Raw genomic sequence first — 15429 nt, 5'->3', positions numbered from 1 at the left:
GGATTAACCTATCATGCGCTGCGGCAGCCAAGTCGCGAGCAACGGGAACAGGATCAGGATCACCAGCCGGATCAAATCGGTGATCACGAACGGCAGCACGCCGACGAAGATCGTCGACATATTGACGTCCTTGATCACGCTCTTGATCACGAACACGTTCATGCCGACCGGCGGGTGGATCAGCCCGAGCTCCACCGTCATGACGATGATGATGCCGAACCAGATCGGGTCGAAGCCGAGCGCGGTCACCACCGGAAACACGATCGGCACGGTAAGGATCACCATCGCCATCGCATCCATCAGGCAGCCCAGCACCAGATACATCATCAGGATCAGCGCCAGCACGCCATAGGGACCGATGCCGAGTCCGGTGAGGAATCCAGTGACGTTCTGCGGCGTCTGGGTGATGGTGAGGAAATAGCCGAAGCAGAGCGCGCCGATCAGCACGGTGAACACGGCGGCCGCAGTGCGCGTCGCCTGCAGCAGCGATTGCAGGATGCCGTCTTTGGTCAGCTTGCCCCTGAGGATGCCGATGATGAAGGCACCGACCGCGCCGACCGCGCCCGCTTCGGTCGGGACGAAGAAGCCGCCATAGAGGCCGCCGATCACGAACAAAAACAGCAGCAGCGGCGACCAGACGTCGCGCATCGCAAGCGCGCGCTCATGCCACGACGCCTTCTTGCCTGCCGGCAGGAAGCCCGGCCGGGTCACGCCGATGATGCCGATCGTGATCATGTGCATCAGGATCGCGAGCAGGCCCGGCACCACGCCCGCGATGAACAGCTTGCCGATGTCCTGCTGGGTGATGATGCCGTACACCGCGAGCACCGTGGACGGCGGCAGCATCGCCCCGAGCGTGCCGCCGACTGCGATCACGCCGGTGGAGAACGATTGCGGATAGCCGAAGCGGCGCATCTCGGGATAGGCAACCGCCGAGAAGGTCGCGGCGGTCGCAACCGACGAGCCCGAGATCGCGGCAAAGCCGCCGCAGGCCGCGATGGTCGCAATGCCGAGCCCGCCCTTCCAGTGGCCGACGAAGGTGTTGGCGGCGCGGAACAGCTCGCGACTGATGCCCGAGACGGACACGAAGGCGCCCATCAGCAGGAACATCGGGATCACGCCGAAGGAATAATCCGTCACCGTGCGCATCGTGGTCTGGCCGACCAGCTTCAGCGCCGGGGCAAAGCCGGTGAGGTAGCCAAAGCCGGTGATGCCGACGAGGCCCATCGCCATGCCGACGGGGACACGCAACAGCATCAGCGCGAACAGGCTGACGAAGCCGATGACGGCGACGGCCTCGGGACTCAAATCGAGACTCATGGCCGTCTACTCCGCAGTCTTGATCTTGGCATCGTGGATATCTTCCGGATGGAAGATCAGGCGGTAGGTCCGGATCGCAATCAGCAGTACCGCGGAGACGTCGCCGAGCCACGACACCAGGAAGAACGGCCAGACCGGAACGCCGAGATCCATGGTGACGATGTGGCTGTTCCTGGTGTCGATCACCTTGTCGACCAGCGTGTAGGTCTGCACCGTGACCACGAACAGCAGCACCAGCGTCGCGAAGATGTCGATCCAGCGCTGATAGCGCGGCGAGGCATTCGCCCAGACCAGATCCACGGTGATGTGGGTGCCACGATAGCTCGTCGCCGCGATGCCCCAGAAGATCAGGATGCCGAGCAGGAACTGGCCGAAATTGTAGTAGTCGGGGATCGTCACCGAAAAGAACTTGCGCATGAACACCGCGGTGAAGGTGTTGAGCGCGACGACGCCAACGAAGAAGGCCGCCACCCATTCGATCGAATCGATGAAGCGGTCCATGAAATTCTTGCGCACCGGCTCGGGTGGACCGGTGATCGCGCCGTCCTGGGAAACTTCGGAATTGGCAGCCATGATGTCGGACTATCGCTGTCAGGAACCGTCATTCCGGGACGCTCGCTACGCGAGCGGACCCGGAATCTGGAGATTGTGGCGCGAGATTCCGGGTTCGCGCTGACGCGCGCCCCGGAATGACGGGATCAGATCCCCGCTTCGTACTTCTTCAGCGTGGCCTGCAGATCGGCCTCGATCTTCTCGGCATCGCCGCCGGCCTTTTTCACGGCCTCGGCCCAGCTGTCGCGCAGCGGCTTGACCGCCTTCTTCCACTCGGCGAGCTGATCCGCCGTCAGCGGATAGACCTCGTGGCCTTGCAGCGCCTTCATCTTGGTGCGGCCGTTGGCTTCGAAATCGGTCCAGGGATCGGTGACCTTGGAGGCCCATTCCGGCGTGCAATGATCGTCGATCACCTTCTTCTGGGCGTCCGACATCGCATTATATTTGGCGAGGTTGATGTTGTAGGTGAACACCGTCGTGTAGAGCGGCACGTCCATGTGGTACTTCACCACCTTGTCGATGCCGAACAGGAAGATCGAGCCCCAGGGGAAGGTGATCTCGTCGGCGACGCCGCGCTCGATCGCATCGCGCGATTCCGGCGCGGAGGCCTGCACATTGGTGCCGCCGAACATCTTCACCATCTCGCCGATGGTGCTCTGCGCGGGGCGCACCTTCACGCCGCTAAGGTCGCTCGGCAGCAGGATCTTCTTCTTGCCGTGCAGGGCGCCCGGATCGTGGATGAAGGCGAAGCAGAGCTTGGTGTCCTTCATCTCGGTCGGCGCGTATTTGTGGTACCACTCGTTCAGCGCCAGCGTGCCCTTCTTGCCGTCCGAGAACACGAACGGGAGCTGGCCTGCGGCCGCGATCGGGAACCGGCCGGGCTGATAGCCGGGATTGACATAGGTGACGTCGGCGATGCCGTCGCGCGCCATGTCGTAATGGTCGAATGCCTTGCCGAGCTGCTCGGACGGAAACACGGTGACCTTGATGGTGCCGCCCGATGCCTTCTCGATGTCGGCCGCCCAGGCTTGCGTCGCCGGCACCAGCGGATGCGCCGGCGGCACCCAGAGTGACACTTTGAGATTGACGGTCTTGTCCTGCGCCTGCGAAGGACCTGCGGCCGGCACGATGGCGGCGGCTGCCATCAGCAGCGCCAACAAACTCTTCCTCATCACCTCTCCTCCTCTCCAGGACGGGCTTCGTGCCCGGTCTCATTACTTAACATGTTATCTAATTCGCGCGGATATTCAAGACGAAATCCGCAGGGACGACGCCTCGTCGCACCCGGCCCCTCCGGCATCTTGCGCCGCGGCGAACGCGGTCCCCGCGCAAATCCGCCTTGCCAAAACTGTTATATGATATAGTTGCCTTGGCAAGTTGATGGCGACCGCCCCGGCGCGGGCGCCTGCTGAAAGCCTATCCGATCGGGAGGAGCAGGTGTTGCGGACAAAAGTAGCAATCATAGGCGCAGGTCCGGCCGGACTGTTGCTTGGGCAACTACTTCATACTTTCGGCGTAGACAACGTCATTCTTGAGCGGCAGACGCCGGATTACGTGCTGGGGCGGATCCGCGCCGGCCTGCTCGAGGAAGGCACCGTGTCGCTGCTCGACAGCGTCGGCGCGGGTGCCCGGCTGCACCAGGAGGGCCTGGTTCATCACGGCGTCGAGCTGGCGTTCGGCGGGGCGCGGCACCGCATCGACATGCATGCGGCGACCGGCAAGACCGTGACCATCTACGGCCAGACCGAGGTCACGCTCGACCTAATGAACGCCCGCGAGGCGGCCGGCCTGACCACGGTCTACTCCGCCGCCGACGTCAAGCCGCACGATTTCGACACCGACCAACCGCGCGTCAGCTACGTCAAGGACGGCGTGACCCACGAGATCGCCTGCGATTTCATCGCCGGCTGCGACGGCTTCCACGGCGTCAGCCGCGCCAGCGTGCCGGCGTCGGCGATCACCAGCTATGAACGGGTGTATCCGTTCGGCTGGCTCGGCATCCTCTCGGAGACGCCGCCAGTCTCGCCGGAGCTGATCTACAACAACCACGCGCGCGGCTTTGCGCTGTGCACGATGCGCTCGACCCATCGCAGCCGGTACTACGTGCAGTGCCCGCTCGACGACCATGTCGATCAATGGTCCGACGAGCGGTTCTGGGATGAATTGAAGCGGCGCCTCGACGAGAAAGCCGCCGACGAGATCATAACCGGCCCGTCGATCGAAAAGAGCATCGCGCCGCTGCGCAGCTTCGTCGCCGAACCGATGCGGTTCGGCCGGATGTTCCTGGCCGGCGACGCCTCGCACATCGTGCCGCCGACCGGTGCCAAGGGCCTGAACCTTGCCGCCAGCGACGTGCATTATTTGTCGCAGGCGCTGCGCGAATATTACGACGAGAAATCCTCTGCCGGCCTCGACGGCTACTCGGCAAAGGCGCTGGCACGGGTCTGGAAGGCGGTGCGGTTTTCCTGGTGGATGACCTCGATGCTGCACAAATTCCCCGACGAGGGCGAATTCGCCGCGCGCATCCAGATCGCCGAGCTCGACTACCTCGTCAGCTCGAAGGCGGCGTCGACCTCGTTGTCGGAGAATTATGTGGGGCTGCCGTTCTAGGCGAGTTCAGAGGTCCGTCGCAGTGTTCCTATCGACGGCTCGGACATAAGACCGTCATCCTGAGGTGCAAGCGGAGCGAGCCTCGAAGGATGCACGGCCACTGACCGGGCCGTCGACCCTTCGAGGGCCGCTGAAGAAGCGGCCACCTCAGGGTGACGGAATTGAATTAGAGATCGCGCTTGCATCAGGCGCGCGTGACGTTCAGCTTCTGCATCATACGACGCAGGAGCACCCACCATGCTCACCCTCTATTTCGCACCGGGCGCCAGTTCGATGGCGGTGCATATCGCCTTGCACGAGATCGGCACGGGCTTCGAGGCGCGCCCGATGTCGTTCAAGCGCAACGACATGCAAGCGCCTGGTTATCTCGCGCTCAATCCGGAAGGCAAGGTCCCGACGCTCCTGATCGACGGCCGTCCGCTGACCGAGGTCGCGGCGATCCTGTTCTATCTCGCGAGGCGATTCCCCGAAGCTGAGCTGCTGCCGCGCGACGATATCGAGGCCGAGGCGCAGGCGCTGTCGTGGATGTCCTTCATCGCCTCGACGCTGCATCCGGCCAGGGCGCGCGGGCTCGACTACGCGAAGGCGGTCTGGGGCATCGCCGACCGCCGGCTTGGTCACGGCTGGGCGATCGGCAGCTACTCGATCGCCGACATCCATCTGTTCCGGCTGTACTGGCGCCTCGCCAACTCGCTGAAGCTGCCGCCGGAGACGTTCCCCAACCTCACGGCGCATTACGATAGGATGATGGCGCGACCGGCGGTGCGGAAGACGATCGAAGTCGAAAGCGAGGTCGGCTACGAATTGCCGGCGTGATCGGTCCTCCGCGGTGGTTCTTCAAACACCTGCGCAAATCCCGTTTAAAACTTTGTAGGCGGTGAAACCACGGTCGACATCGCGTTCAATGGCGTCAACGCAACGCCATGCACGAGACTCAGATGACCACCGATACGCAAGTCGCCCCCGACATTCCCCAAGACGTCCCCGAAGGCTTCGAGCCGCTGTTCCGCAAGAGCCCGCTCACCGAGCCCTGGGAGCCGCTCTATGCAAAGAAGACCGAGCGATCCGTCATCATCGGCCTACGGCTGGCGAGGCCGCACACCAACGGCCGCGGCCTGATCCATGGCGGGCTGATCGCAGCACTTTCCGACAATGCGATGGGCTATAGCTGCGGCCAGGCGACCGGCTGGACCACCTCGTATGTGACGATCTCGCTCACGGTCGATTTCGTCGGCTCCGCCAACGTCGGGCAGTGGCTCGCGATCGAGAGCGACGTGATCAAGACCGGCAGCACGATCTGCTTCGCACAGAGCCTGATCAAGGCCGACGGCGTCACGATCGCCCGCGCCAGCGGCACGTTCCGCGTGGTGCCTAAGAAGGCGCCGGTCAGCTAAGCGCCTAGCGCTAGCCGAAGTGCCAGTCGGTGATCTCGGTGACGAGATCGATGAAGGTCCGCACCTTGGCTGACAACAGCCGGGATGTCGGGTAGACGACATGGATCGGCACCGGCGGCTGCTCGAACTCGGCGAGCACGATGCGGAGTCGCCGTGCTTTGAGCGATTCGGCGGCCTGGTAGGCCATCACGCGGGTCAGCCCGCCGTCCTGCTCGGCGTACTGGATGGCAGCGTCCGAGCTGTTGCTGGTGAAGCGCGGCGTCGGCGTGATGCGGATCTCCTGCCCGTCCTCCATGAAGCGCCAGTCCGGCGTCGCGGTCATCGCGCCGAACTGGATGGTGTCATGGGCGGTGAGGTCGGCCGGCCGCTTCGGCTCGCCGCGAAGCTTGAGATAGCCGGCCGAGGCCACCACGATCCGGCGCATCTGGCCGACATGCCGCGCCACCAGCGTCGAATCCGGCAGGTGCCCGAGCCTGACCGCGAGGTCGACGCCGTCCTCGACCAGGTTGATCCGGCGATCCGACAGCCGCAGGTCGACGCCGACATCGGGATAGCGTTTGAGGTAGGCGGTGACGACCGGACTGACATGCAGCCGCCCGAAGCCGAACGGCGCCGAGATCACCAGCCGCCCTTCGGGGCGGGTGCGCTCGCTCTCGACCGCGTCCTCGGCCTCCTCGACATCGGCCAGGATCCGCCGCGCCCGCTCCAGATAGCGCGAGCCGGCGTCGGTCAGCGTCACCTGCCGCGTGGTCCGCTGCAGCAGCCGCGCGCCGAGCCGCTCCTCCAGCGCCGCGATCAGCCGCGTGATGGCGGATGGCGAGAGGCCGAGCTTGCGGGCGGCGGGGGCAAACCCCTCGAGGTCCGCCACCGCGACGAAGGCCTGCATGGCGTCGATCCGGTCCATGGCACTATTGCATAATCGGCAACAGTGAAGTGTCAATGCACCAGATTGCCTACGATCCCGAAATACACATCTTAGGAGCCGAGGACGACCGCTTTGTCGCCCGTGGCGGGAGGCTCAGATGTCAGACGCTGGCAGTTATTCGAGCGATGTCGGGTTCACCCCGGCGGTGAAGGAAATCCAGACCCGCAAGGGTTCGCGCGGAACCTATGCCGAGGTGGAGGCCCATGGCGGCTGGCAGACCGAGGTCGACGACAACCTCACGGCCTTCCTTGCCAACACCAACAGCTTCTATCTCGCCACCGCCTCGGCCGGCGGTCAGCCCTACATCCAGCATCGCGGCGGGCCGAAGGGCTTCATCAAGGTGCTCGACAAGCACACCATTGCGTTCGCCGATTACAGCGGCAACCGGCAGTTCATCACCCAGGGCAATCTCTCGGAGAACCCGAAGGCCTACATCTTCGTGATGAATTACGCGTACCGGCAGCGCGTGAAGATCTGGGGCGAGGCGCGGGTGGTGGAAGATGATCCGGCGCTGACGCGTTCGCTGATGCCGCAGGGCTATCGCGCGCGGCCTGAGCAGGTCATCCTGTTCAAGGTCGCGGCGTGGGACAGCAACTGCCCGCAGCACATTCCGCAGAAGTTCGACGCGGCCGACGTGTCCAGCGCGCTGGCCTCGCGCGACCACCGCATCGCCGAGCTCGAGGCGGAGCTCGCCGCATTGAAGGGCGAGCCCGCTCCCGTCGTGGCGGGCTAAGCCGCCGCTTGCTGCTGCAACGGCGCCCAGGCGAACTCCGGATAATATTGCTGCATCATTCGGCCGACATAGGCGGTGAGATTGTCGAATTTTTCGGTGCGCTCGCGCAGCGGCGAATCGAAGAACGGCGTCAGGATTCCCGCCAGCGCGCCGAACGCGGTGGCATCGGTGCCGCACGGGGCATTGCCCATCAGATAGGCCTTGTCGCCGAGCTGCACCGACAGCGCGAACAGCGAGCGGAGCGCGAGATCGACGTCCTCGTCGGGCCCGTGGCGGCCAAGCCCGCTCAACAGATAGTTCTCGGCGACGCGGAACTGGGCGTCCTCGCGCATCTTGTCACGCATGTGGTCGGGCGCGCCGTCGAAGAAATGCGCCGGCCCCTTGGCGAAATTGGTGTCGTCGACCCAGCGCGCGCCGACCAGCGCCCAGTAGACGTGATGCTCGATCATGCGCTCGAAGGCCCAGGCCTGCGCGCGCGCCTGCAGGCTCAGCGGCGCGTCGAAATCGAAGCCGTATTTGCCCTCGATATGGGCGCGGATGAAGGTCGAATCGGCGATCGTCTCGCCGTCATCGGCGATGAAGGGCAACTGGCCCTTGGGAGAGGCCGGCGGCGTCGCCTTCTCCTTGCGATACTCAAGCCCGGCCATCTTGAGCTGGACCTCGGTCTTGGTCACGAAGGGGCTGATTTCCGGCAAGCCGAAGCCCGTGCCAAAGCCAAAAAGCGTAATCATATGAAGCTCCCGATCGCCTGTGGTCGTGAATTGAAGCTAGCTGCCCCCTGCTGCCAGCATGGTGTCAGCAGTAGTGGCATTCACTGTCGAGCGGGCCGACGGGCGCGAGGCGGCGAACCGCCTCGCGAACGCGCTTGACCAGCCGTGCCCGCCCGTAGGACCAGGCCGCACCGATCGACTGTGCGACCAGCGCGACCAGGGCCCAGCGCAGGTCGCCGGAGGTGGAGTAGACCGTGACCAGCTGTTCCAGCGCGAAGCTCTGCGCCTGCCTGAAACCGAGTTCGTCAAGATTCGTCATGGACAAATTCCCTTCACTTGAGGTGTTGTCCTGATATAGCCCCCACCTGCTGCCAACATGCTGTCAGCAGCAGTGACAGGGGGCGCGAAAAGCCGACGCGCCGAGAGCCTCGAGACCCGTCAAGACGGCTGCCGAAACGACTGCCAACAGAGCGACCAAGAGAATTGCCATGAGACGCGCCGACCGGCTGTTTCAGATCATCCAGGTGCTCCGCCGCACCCGTAAGCCTTTGACCGCGGATGCGATCGCAGCCGAACTCGAGACATCGAAGCGGACCATCTATCGCGACATCGCCAGCCTGATCGAGCAGCGGGTGCCGATCCGCGGCGAGGCCGGCATGGGCTACATCCTGGAGAAGGGTTTTGACCTGCCGCCCTTGATGCTGACACCCGACGAGATCGAGGCCTGCGTGCTCGGCGCGCAATGGGTGGTCGGTCACGCCGATCCGGCGCTGGCGCGCGCGGCCGAGGACCTGATGGCCAAGATCGCCGAGACCGTGCCCGATCGCTTGCGGCCGTTCGTGCTCGAGCCGGCAAGCCGCGCCCGCTCCGCCTGGAACCGGGAGCCGGACCGCATCGACATGGTCCGGACCCGCAGCCAGATCCACGAGGGCAAGAAGATCACGCTCAACTATCGCGACGAGCACGGCCGCGATAGCGAGCGCACGGTCTGGCCGATCGCGGTCGGCTATCACGAGGCGGTGCGGCTGCTCGCCGCCTGGTGCGAGCTACGCAAGGATTTCCGCAGCTTCCGCACCGACCGCGTGGTTACCGCTGTTTATCACGACGAGAAATATCCGGAGCGGCGCGACCTGCTCAGGGCGCGCTGGCGGCGCAGCCTGGTGTGGGAAGCACCGAGGGACACCTGATGACCGGCAACGCGATCGACGCAGCGGACGCGAGCCCCTGCCAGTCCTGCGGCGCCTGCTGCAGCTATTCGGAGAACTGGCCACGCTTCACCGTGGAAGACGACGCGCAGCTCGATCTGATCCCGCCACAGTTCGTCAACACGCGACAATCAGGGATGCGCTGCGAGGGCGACCGCTGCTCGGCGCTGTCAGGCCAGGTCGGAAAGGCAACGCGCTGCGAGATCTATGCGGTACGGCCGGAGGTGTGCCGCACCTGTCTGCCAGGCGACGCGGAATGCGCAATGGCGCGGCGCCGCCACGGGCTGCCGCTCATCCCGAGCGCGCAGCCGGATTGAGCGCGGCTCTTTTATTTGCGCATGATCTTTGCGGAAAACCGGTTTCCACTTTTCCGGATCATGCTTAAGCCGTCACAGTCACCGTCTCGCTGACGTCCTCGTCATCGAGCTCGTCATCGACAACGGGCGCGAAGCTCGACAGCGGCTTGGTCGACAGCGTGATCGGCTTGCGGCCGCCATGCGACACGGTCGCAGCGCGGGCCGGCTCACGCGACAATGCGTACAGCGTCGACCCGACGCGGCCGCCGGAATTGACCAGCTCCCATTCGCCGCAGCTCGACGCAATCGCGAGTGCGAGTGCATGCAGATGGCTGCGGCGATAGCAGAACAGCGCGAGCATCGCCCTGACGTCGGGCGCGACATTGGCAACCAGCAGCGTAAGCCCGTTCGGATTGGCGCGGTACATCTGGCCGAGCAGGTCGTCCGCAACTGGGCAGGCATCGTTCTCGAACGCGTCGCGGCTTGAAAACATTTGCAAATCCCCCTCGATCGGGAAGATGCCGCGCAATCCTCTAACGAAAGGTTAACCACGGCCTCCGGTCGCCTCCGGGGGCCTTTGCCCGTTGCACCCGAATCACATCCGCCCGCAGCAAGCCGCTGGGTCGTGTCGACGGACAGGATGTGGGAAGCGGCGTCCGCGCGCCGCTCAGTTCGCGGCCATGTAGATCGACAGCGCGAACCCGGTGAGGTGGTGCAGCGCCTGGTCGACCCCGATCAGGGTCCAGAACCAGGGATGGCCGGACTCCAGTGTCACGCCGAAATGCGAGGCGCAGATGCCCTTGCAGCGATCGACGATGATGTGGATCACGAAGTCGACGAAGGCGACGTACCAGAAACGCGGCGCCACCACCAGGATCAGCGCCAGCGCGACCGCGAGATGGACCAGGCAATGCGCGAGCAGCGGCATGGCCCAGCCAGTCCTCTGGTCCTTGCCGATCGCCATCCAGGCGTTCTGCAGCATGAAGTCAGCGATGATGTGCTTTGCGGTGAGAAGCAACATCCATCCCACCAGGGCACCAACCGACACCGACGATGACATGGAAGGAAACAACAAGCTGACGCCCTTTTACTTCGATGAATGTGATTGCAAGAAATCCGGGTCAGGCCGTCAGCACAATTCCGCAAAGCGAAGCTTGTGTCATTTATGACATCTCCGGCGGCGGAATGCACCTGCGCTCCCCCGAAAATCACATCTGGGTTCAGCCGTCGATAGTGGCGATGGTCATGTGGCATCGCGGCGCAGGCGAACCGGGATTAAGGTTACGGCGGGTGGCCGGTTTGCATTCCCGCCGGGGAGGTATATCGTCGGCAGCATAGGAAATTTTCTTTCTTTTATAGTCATTTACAGATTCAGCGGGCAGCGCAGCGCCGTTGCGGCAACGGGCCGTCCCGGACGGGTGATGAGCCAGGTGATCAGCCATGAGTGCCGAAGCCCCCGCGCCTTCGCCGACGCCGCCGCGACCACGCCCTCCGGTCGCTAAAAGCAACCGCGCGCAGATCATCATCTTCACCCTGCTGACGCTGTTCTTGAGCGCGATCACCGTGGTCGGCGGCCGCCTCTGGCTGCGCAATTCGGAAACGCTGGTGTTTGCGGTCGGCGATGCCAACGGCCCCGAGGCCAAGTTCGCCGCCCGCCTCGCCACCGTGCTGAAGAACAACTCGTCGCGGCTGCGGCTGAGGATCGCGCCGAATTCCGACAACGCCAAGGCGCTGGCCCAGTTCGATCGCCGCGCCGCGACGCTTGCCATCCTGCGTACCGATGCGAGGGTGCCGCCGCGCGCCCGCGCCATCGCGATCCTAGAGCATGATTTGGTGCTGGTGCTGAGCCCCGGCGGCAAGAAGATCAAGTCGCTGACCGAACTGAAGAGGAAGAAGATCGCAGTCGTCGGCGACGGCGAGAACAGCGTCAATTTCGTCCGCAGCGCGCTGGAAATTTCGGACAACCCGGATGCGGCGCAGCGGGTGCAGCAGGCGCCGCCGAACACGCCGCTCGACAAACTGTTCGCCTCCGGCTTCGCCGCCGTGGTCGCGATCGAGCATGCCTCGAAGATCATCAAGGACAAGACCTATGAGCAATATGCCAAGCGCTCCGGCTTCACGTTGAACGCAATCGACGAGGCCAAGGCGCTGGCGCGCAAATATCCGGCGATCTCGGAGGAGACGGTCTCGACCGGCATGCTGTCGTCCTCGCCGTCGATCCCCGACGACGACGTCGACACCATCGGGCTGGAATGGCTGCTGGTCGCGCAATCCTGGATGCCCACGACGACGGCGGCCGAGCTCGCGCGCATCATCTATGAGAACAAGTCCGAGCTTGCGCTCGACGACGGCTTCGCCTCCAAGATCGAGCCGGCGGCAACCGACAAGGACGCCTTCATCGTCGCCCATCAAGGCGCGGCTGAATATATCAACGACGACACCAAATCGTTCATGGACCGCTACAGCGACGTGATGTATCTCGGCGCCGCCGCGCTCAGCATCATCGGCTCGATCTTCGCTGGGATCTACACCAAGGTCACCCGCATCGCGCCGGAGAAGGCCAGCGAACTGGCGAGCCGGATCCTCGACATCGGCGAGCGCGTCGAGCACACCACCTGCGCCGAGCATCTCGACGAATTGCAGGACGAGCTCGAGGCGATCCTGCGCGGCGCGGTGATCGGCTTGCGCGACGGCACCGTTTCCAGCGACGGCCTCGACACCTTCAAGCTCGGTTACGAGCTCGTTCGCGACGAGATCGCGCTGCGCCGCGACCATCTCAAGCGCCACCCGCCGGCAGTCGACGACAACCTCGTGGTGGTGAAGACCGCGAACGGGTGAGAGGCAGCGCCACATCCCCCGCTGTCGTCCCGGCGGTCGCGCCACATTCACCGCTGTCGTCCTGGCTTTCGCCAGGACGACACCGAATGTGTTGCCCGGTCTGTGAGTCAAAAATCCACATCCCGCGACATGTCGCGCGGCGCGCCGGATCACCCGGCCGCGGCGTCCGGTGCCGTCGCGACGGCGTCGAGCTGCCGTCCCTCGTGATCCATATGCAAATAATTCGGGTTGAACAGGCCAGCACGCATCAGCCGGTCGAGACTGGGGACCGCCAGGGTCTTTCCCCGGAGCACGATCAGGCCGTCGGCACGCAGCTCCTGCAAGGTCCGGTTGACATGAACCTTGGAGAGCCCGGTGGCGTCGGCGAGGTCGCCCTGGGTCAGCGGGAAGTCGCAGCTGTTGCCTTGGGTCAGGCCGGCGAGGCGCAGGCGGAGCCAGATCTCGCAGAGCAGATGGGCAATCCGCTCCAGCGCCGTGCGCTGGCCAAGACTCATGGTCCATTCGCGCTGGATCGCGGCATTGACCAGGGTTTCCCACCAGAACGCGGTGACGATGCGTGGATGTTCGGCAGCGACCCTGTCGAAGAAATCGCGGGAGAGGTCGGCGATCGACACCGCGGTGATGGTGCCGATCGAATGATCCATCTCGCGCAGGATGAAGACGTTCACGTCGCAGATATCACCGGGCAGGAAGAACGACACCACCTGGCGGCGGCCGTCCTCGAGCTGCTTGTAGCGGTAGGCCCAGCCGGACAGGATCAGGTGGACGTCCTTCGGCTTCTCGCCTTCGCGGACGATGTCGACGCGCGGCCCGAAGTGACGAACGCGTTCGGTCGACGCGCGATTGAGAATAGCGTGGTCTACGGGCGAAAGCCGTACGAACTGCTCCAATTTCCGAACTAACGACGCCAACGACATTGGTCTCCCCGGATATCTCATCGAGTAACCGCCGGGCCGATTTCAATTACCTATGTTACATTGCACAGCTATTGACGTATGTTCACTAGTGTACAGACGCCGGAAGCCGTAAACGGCTACGTCCTCAGGCGCCGTACGACTTAGCCACGAAGGCCCGCGCCCCTTAAGCGCGGACCTCCAGGGTTTGTCGCCGCTCAGACGAGCGGCACGCCGTAGTAATCATCCACCGCGCGCGTGCGGCCCTTATCGGTCCAATTCCAGTCTCGATCGCTCCCGTATTTGGGCGCGCCCTGCAGCTGGCTCTCGGTCACGCCGGTGACGTAACCGCCGAGCCTTGTGTCGTATTTGAGCGCCTGCCAAGGCAGCGGATAATGATCGTTGCCAAGCCCGAGGAAGCCGCCGAAGCCGAGCACGGCGTACGACACCCGTCCGCTCGTCTTGTCGATCATCACGCGTTCGATCGAGCCGATCTTGCGCTCGTCCGATCCATAGACCGCGGTACCCTCGACCTTGTCGCTGCCGATTAGGTTTCCGACCTCTTTCTCGTCCATTGCCATGTCAATTCTCCATTGATGTCCCAAAGCCAACGGCGGAGCCGGACCGTCGTTCCTGCCGCATTGTCGCAGTTGCTGCGCAGCGAATCGCTTGTTCAGCCCGTTGGTGGATCGCCGCGATCGTCCGACGTCATCCCGGAGCCCGGCGTCTTGTCGGGATCGTTCAGTTTCGGATCACGCGTCGCTTCGCGCGTCGGCGGCTTTCGCGGGTCGGTCTTGTGAGCGCTCCGCGCGCGCTGCTTGTCGGCCGGCTGCTCCTGACCCTTGTCGTCCTTGACGATGCCGTGATTGGAATGTGCCATGACAAAACTCCCTGGCTGATTTCCTTGAAGGCATGCGGGCCCCGGCGATGAAATTCGCCGGGGCCCGTCACCGGAGTGGCCCACCACTTTTCGGGAGCAAAGCAGCGAACGCATCGGTGTTACGCGGTGCGTCCGCGATCGTTCCTGCGGTCCCGGCGACGATTTCGTTGAGCCCGATGTCATGGGTTAACGACGGCCCCGGGGCAACATGCCAAAAATTGCCGGTTCCAGTTCGGAGGCGGCATGATCAAGAAGAAACGTAACAGGGCGCGTCCCGCCGGATCGTTCGAGGACCGCCTGCAGAAATTTGCCGAAGATGCACGCCTGGCGGCTCGCAAGCTGCCACCGGGACGGGAACGCGAAACTCTGATGAAGAAAGCCAGACAGACCGAGGCGGTGGTGAAAGTCAGCGAGTGCCTGACGCTCCGCAAATAACCGCGCCGGACACCGGTCCACAGGGAGGGCCGCGATGATCGAAGAGAAATTCGACTCACGTACGCTCGCCGCCATGAACTTTGCGCTCGATACCGTATGCGCCGATGCGCTGCACGGCGAGGAACATGACACCCGCAAGCGCGTTGCCCGATACATCATCAAGTGCGCCAGGAGCGGCAGGACGACGCTGCCCGAGCTGACCGAAGCCGGGCAGCAGGCGCTGGCCAAAGTCGCCGCCGCGGCGGAATAGCCGCTGCAACCTGTCCTGCTCTCGGCCTTTGGCAGAGGCAGCTACGCATGCGCATTGCAATCAGCATCGGCCTGCTGGTCATCCTGGCCGCCGTCGGCGCCTACGCGTTTGAAGGCCTGATCGTGCCCGAGGCACCGGTGCCGACTTATGGTATCGTCATGTTCACGATCGGGATCACCCTGCTGGTTGCAGTCGGCGTCGGCCTGATGGGCCTGCTGTTCTATTCCAGCCGCCGCGGCTACGACGAGCCGCCGCATATCAAGCGGTAGTTGGCTTCAGCAGAGCCGCGAGTACCCCGTTCGGACCCGTCATCCTTGTAAGTCTCGAATCGCCGGATCGGATAGAGTGTCCGGTGCGGTAGCGGACGGGAGACCGCTTCATCCAAGGG

The 15429-nt window shown here is 64.1% G+C and carries 21 protein-coding genes; 10 read left to right on the top strand and 11 right to left on the bottom strand.

The annotated features are described in order from the left end of the window. Window positions 1-3 precede the first annotated feature (3 nt). From BraRD5C2_RS00105 to BraRD5C2_RS00095, 3 genes are all read right to left on the bottom strand, one after another. Window positions 4-1308, bottom strand: coding sequence for a TRAP transporter large permease (locus BraRD5C2_RS00105; protein WP_223966169.1), 1305 nt, complete (start codon window positions 1306-1308; stop codon window positions 4-6). 18 nt (window positions 1309-1326) lie between these two features. Continuing rightward, entirely contained in the window at window positions 1327-1836 is a 510-nt protein-coding gene (locus tag BraRD5C2_RS00100) for a TRAP transporter small permease (protein ID WP_092126276.1), read from the bottom strand. A gap of 182 nt (window positions 1837-2018) precedes the next feature. Then, on the bottom strand, window positions 2019-3044 hold the full coding sequence (locus tag BraRD5C2_RS00095; protein WP_176528734.1) for a TRAP transporter substrate-binding protein: 1026 nt from the start codon (window positions 3042-3044) through the stop codon (window positions 2019-2021). A 268-nt stretch (window positions 3045-3312) separates the two neighbouring features. Between BraRD5C2_RS00095 and pobA the strand changes: the two genes are divergently transcribed. The 3 genes from pobA (at window position 3313) to BraRD5C2_RS00080 (ending at window position 5876) form a co-directional block, all read left to right on the top strand. Next, window positions 3313-4482, top strand: a complete 1170-nt coding sequence (pobA, locus tag BraRD5C2_RS00090; protein ID WP_223965956.1) for a 4-hydroxybenzoate 3-monooxygenase — start codon at window positions 3313-3315, stop codon at window positions 4480-4482. 237 nt (window positions 4483-4719) lie between these two features. Beyond that, window positions 4720-5298 (top strand): glutathione S-transferase family protein, encoded by a 579-nt coding sequence (locus tag BraRD5C2_RS00085; RefSeq protein WP_223965955.1) that lies wholly within the window; start codon window positions 4720-4722, stop codon window positions 5296-5298. 122 nt (window positions 5299-5420) lie between these two features. Further along, window positions 5421-5876 carry a PaaI family thioesterase gene (locus BraRD5C2_RS00080; RefSeq protein ID WP_223965954.1) on the top strand — a complete coding sequence of 152 codons (456 nt, stop codon included), beginning with the start codon at window positions 5421-5423 and terminating at the stop codon, window positions 5874-5876. 10 nt (window positions 5877-5886) lie between these two features. Here BraRD5C2_RS00080 and BraRD5C2_RS00075 read toward each other — a convergent pair whose 3' ends face one another. Further along, entirely contained in the window at window positions 5887-6780 is an 894-nt protein-coding gene (locus BraRD5C2_RS00075) for a LysR family transcriptional regulator (RefSeq protein WP_092119512.1), read from the bottom strand. 118 nt (window positions 6781-6898) lie between these two features. On the opposite strand from BraRD5C2_RS00075, the gene BraRD5C2_RS00070 reads away from it, so the two are divergent. Continuing rightward, window positions 6899-7534 (top strand): pyridoxamine 5'-phosphate oxidase family protein, encoded by a 636-nt coding sequence (locus tag BraRD5C2_RS00070; RefSeq protein ID WP_223965953.1) that lies wholly within the window; start codon window positions 6899-6901, stop codon window positions 7532-7534. Here BraRD5C2_RS00070 and BraRD5C2_RS00065 read toward each other — a convergent pair. Beyond that, window positions 7531-8265: a glutathione S-transferase family protein gene (locus BraRD5C2_RS00065; RefSeq protein WP_223965952.1), complete on the bottom strand. Its 735-nt coding sequence runs from the start codon at window positions 8263-8265 to the stop codon at window positions 7531-7533. The two genes, BraRD5C2_RS00070 and BraRD5C2_RS00065, sit on opposite strands and share 4 nt — an antisense overlap. A 64-nt stretch (window positions 8266-8329) precedes the next feature. Beyond that, window positions 8330-8563, bottom strand: a complete 234-nt coding sequence (locus BraRD5C2_RS00060; protein ID WP_029077926.1) for a hypothetical protein — start codon at window positions 8561-8563, stop codon at window positions 8330-8332. A 169-nt stretch (window positions 8564-8732) separates the two neighbouring features. Between BraRD5C2_RS00060 and BraRD5C2_RS00055 the strand changes: the two genes are divergently transcribed. Together BraRD5C2_RS00055 and BraRD5C2_RS00050 are read left to right on the top strand one after the other, a co-directional pair. Then, on the top strand, window positions 8733-9431 hold the full coding sequence (locus BraRD5C2_RS00055) for a helix-turn-helix transcriptional regulator (protein WP_029077927.1): 699 nt from the start codon (window positions 8733-8735) through the stop codon (window positions 9429-9431). Then, the gene (locus tag BraRD5C2_RS00050) at window positions 9431-9766 is read left to right on the top strand and encodes a YkgJ family cysteine cluster protein (RefSeq protein ID WP_223965950.1); all 336 of its coding nucleotides are present in this window, start codon (window positions 9431-9433) and stop codon (window positions 9764-9766) included. Before BraRD5C2_RS00055 ends, BraRD5C2_RS00050 begins: the two co-directional genes overlap by 1 nt. A 64-nt stretch (window positions 9767-9830) precedes the next feature. On the opposite strand, the gene BraRD5C2_RS00045 is transcribed toward BraRD5C2_RS00050, so the two are convergent. Then, window positions 9831-10238, bottom strand: a complete 408-nt coding sequence (locus BraRD5C2_RS00045) for a hypothetical protein (RefSeq protein ID WP_223965947.1) — start codon at window positions 10236-10238, stop codon at window positions 9831-9833. Window positions 10239-10412: 174 nt separating this feature from the next. Then, window positions 10413-10766 (bottom strand): DUF3307 domain-containing protein, encoded by a 354-nt coding sequence (locus BraRD5C2_RS00040; protein WP_223965945.1) that lies wholly within the window; start codon window positions 10764-10766, stop codon window positions 10413-10415. Between the two features lie 419 nt (window positions 10767-11185). On the opposite strand from BraRD5C2_RS00040, the gene BraRD5C2_RS00035 reads away from it, so the two are divergent. Continuing rightward, window positions 11186-12583, top strand: a complete 1398-nt coding sequence (locus BraRD5C2_RS00035) for a TAXI family TRAP transporter solute-binding subunit (RefSeq protein WP_223965943.1) — start codon at window positions 11186-11188, stop codon at window positions 12581-12583. A 149-nt stretch (window positions 12584-12732) separates the two neighbouring features. Here the strand turns inward: BraRD5C2_RS00035 and BraRD5C2_RS00030 are convergent, their stop codons facing one another. From BraRD5C2_RS00030 to BraRD5C2_RS00020, 3 genes are all read right to left on the bottom strand, one after another. Further along, window positions 12733-13494, bottom strand: a complete 762-nt coding sequence (locus tag BraRD5C2_RS00030; RefSeq protein WP_223965941.1) for a Crp/Fnr family transcriptional regulator — start codon at window positions 13492-13494, stop codon at window positions 12733-12735. Window positions 13495-13694: 200 nt separating this feature from the next. Next, window positions 13695-14057, bottom strand: a complete 363-nt coding sequence (locus tag BraRD5C2_RS00025; protein ID WP_223965938.1) for a PRC-barrel domain-containing protein — start codon at window positions 14055-14057, stop codon at window positions 13695-13697. Window positions 14058-14149: 92 nt separating this feature from the next. Continuing rightward, window positions 14150-14356, bottom strand: a complete 207-nt coding sequence (locus tag BraRD5C2_RS00020; RefSeq protein WP_223965937.1) for a hypothetical protein — start codon at window positions 14354-14356, stop codon at window positions 14150-14152. A 243-nt stretch (window positions 14357-14599) separates the two neighbouring features. Here BraRD5C2_RS00020 and BraRD5C2_RS00015 point away from each other — a divergent pair, with 243 nt between their 5' ends. The 3 genes from BraRD5C2_RS00015 to BraRD5C2_RS00005 are packed head-to-tail and all read left to right on the top strand — an operon-like array spanning window position 14600 to window position 15310. Then, on the top strand, window positions 14600-14791 hold the full coding sequence (locus BraRD5C2_RS00015; RefSeq protein WP_223965935.1) for a hypothetical protein: 192 nt from the start codon (window positions 14600-14602) through the stop codon (window positions 14789-14791). 34 nt (window positions 14792-14825) lie between these two features. Beyond that, a complete protein-coding gene (locus BraRD5C2_RS00010) occupies window positions 14826-15041 on the top strand; it encodes a hypothetical protein (RefSeq protein ID WP_223965933.1) in 216 nt (71 codons plus the stop codon). Window positions 15042-15088: 47 nt separating this feature from the next. Beyond that, complete coding sequence (locus BraRD5C2_RS00005) at window positions 15089-15310, top strand: hypothetical protein (RefSeq protein ID WP_223965931.1); 222 nt, start codon at window positions 15089-15091, stop codon at window positions 15308-15310. Window positions 15311-15429: the final 119 nt, after the last annotated feature.

Origin of the sequence: Bradyrhizobium sp. RD5-C2, assembly GCF_019972155.1 — a bacterium.
Taxonomy (GTDB): Bacteria; Pseudomonadota; Alphaproteobacteria; order Rhizobiales; family Xanthobacteraceae; genus Bradyrhizobium.
This window is presented reverse-complemented; position numbering and strand designations above follow the sequence as displayed.

What these genes read in the sequence shown, in the direction of transcription:
- BraRD5C2_RS00095 (WP_176528734.1), bottom strand. Translation starts at nt 3,044, where the DNA reads ATGAGGAAGAGTTTGTTGGCGCTGCTGATGGCAGCCGCCGCCATCGTG.
- BraRD5C2_RS00085 (WP_223965955.1), top strand. Translation starts at nt 4,720, where the DNA reads ATGCTCACCCTCTATTTCGCACCGGGCGCCAGTTCGATGGCGGTGCAT.
- BraRD5C2_RS00080 (WP_223965954.1), top strand. Translation starts at nt 5,421, where the DNA reads ATGACCACCGATACGCAAGTCGCCCCCGACATTCCCCAAGACGTCCCC.
- BraRD5C2_RS00075 (WP_092119512.1), bottom strand. Translation starts at nt 6,780, where the DNA reads ATGGACCGGATCGACGCCATGCAGGCCTTCGTCGCGGTGGCGGACCTC.
- BraRD5C2_RS00070 (WP_223965953.1), top strand. Translation starts at nt 6,899, where the DNA reads ATGTCAGACGCTGGCAGTTATTCGAGCGATGTCGGGTTCACCCCGGCG.
- BraRD5C2_RS00065 (WP_223965952.1), bottom strand. Translation starts at nt 8,265, where the DNA reads ATGATTACGCTTTTTGGCTTTGGCACGGGCTTCGGCTTGCCGGAAATC.
- BraRD5C2_RS00060 (WP_029077926.1), bottom strand. Translation starts at nt 8,563, where the DNA reads ATGACGAATCTTGACGAACTCGGTTTCAGGCAGGCGCAGAGCTTCGCG.
- BraRD5C2_RS00055 (WP_029077927.1), top strand. Translation starts at nt 8,733, where the DNA reads ATGAGACGCGCCGACCGGCTGTTTCAGATCATCCAGGTGCTCCGCCGC.
- BraRD5C2_RS00050 (WP_223965950.1), top strand. Translation starts at nt 9,431, where the DNA reads ATGACCGGCAACGCGATCGACGCAGCGGACGCGAGCCCCTGCCAGTCC.
- BraRD5C2_RS00045 (WP_223965947.1), bottom strand. Translation starts at nt 10,238, where the DNA reads ATGTTTTCAAGCCGCGACGCGTTCGAGAACGATGCCTGCCCAGTTGCG.
- BraRD5C2_RS00040 (WP_223965945.1), bottom strand. Translation starts at nt 10,766, where the DNA reads ATGTTGCTTCTCACCGCAAAGCACATCATCGCTGACTTCATGCTGCAG.
- BraRD5C2_RS00035 (WP_223965943.1), top strand. Translation starts at nt 11,186, where the DNA reads ATGAGTGCCGAAGCCCCCGCGCCTTCGCCGACGCCGCCGCGACCACGC.
- BraRD5C2_RS00025 (WP_223965938.1), bottom strand. Translation starts at nt 14,057, where the DNA reads ATGGCAATGGACGAGAAAGAGGTCGGAAACCTAATCGGCAGCGACAAG.
- BraRD5C2_RS00020 (WP_223965937.1), bottom strand. Translation starts at nt 14,356, where the DNA reads ATGGCACATTCCAATCACGGCATCGTCAAGGACGACAAGGGTCAGGAG.
- BraRD5C2_RS00015 (WP_223965935.1), top strand. Translation starts at nt 14,600, where the DNA reads ATGATCAAGAAGAAACGTAACAGGGCGCGTCCCGCCGGATCGTTCGAG.
- BraRD5C2_RS00010 (WP_223965933.1), top strand. Translation starts at nt 14,826, where the DNA reads ATGATCGAAGAGAAATTCGACTCACGTACGCTCGCCGCCATGAACTTT.
- BraRD5C2_RS00005 (WP_223965931.1), top strand. Translation starts at nt 15,089, where the DNA reads ATGCGCATTGCAATCAGCATCGGCCTGCTGGTCATCCTGGCCGCCGTC.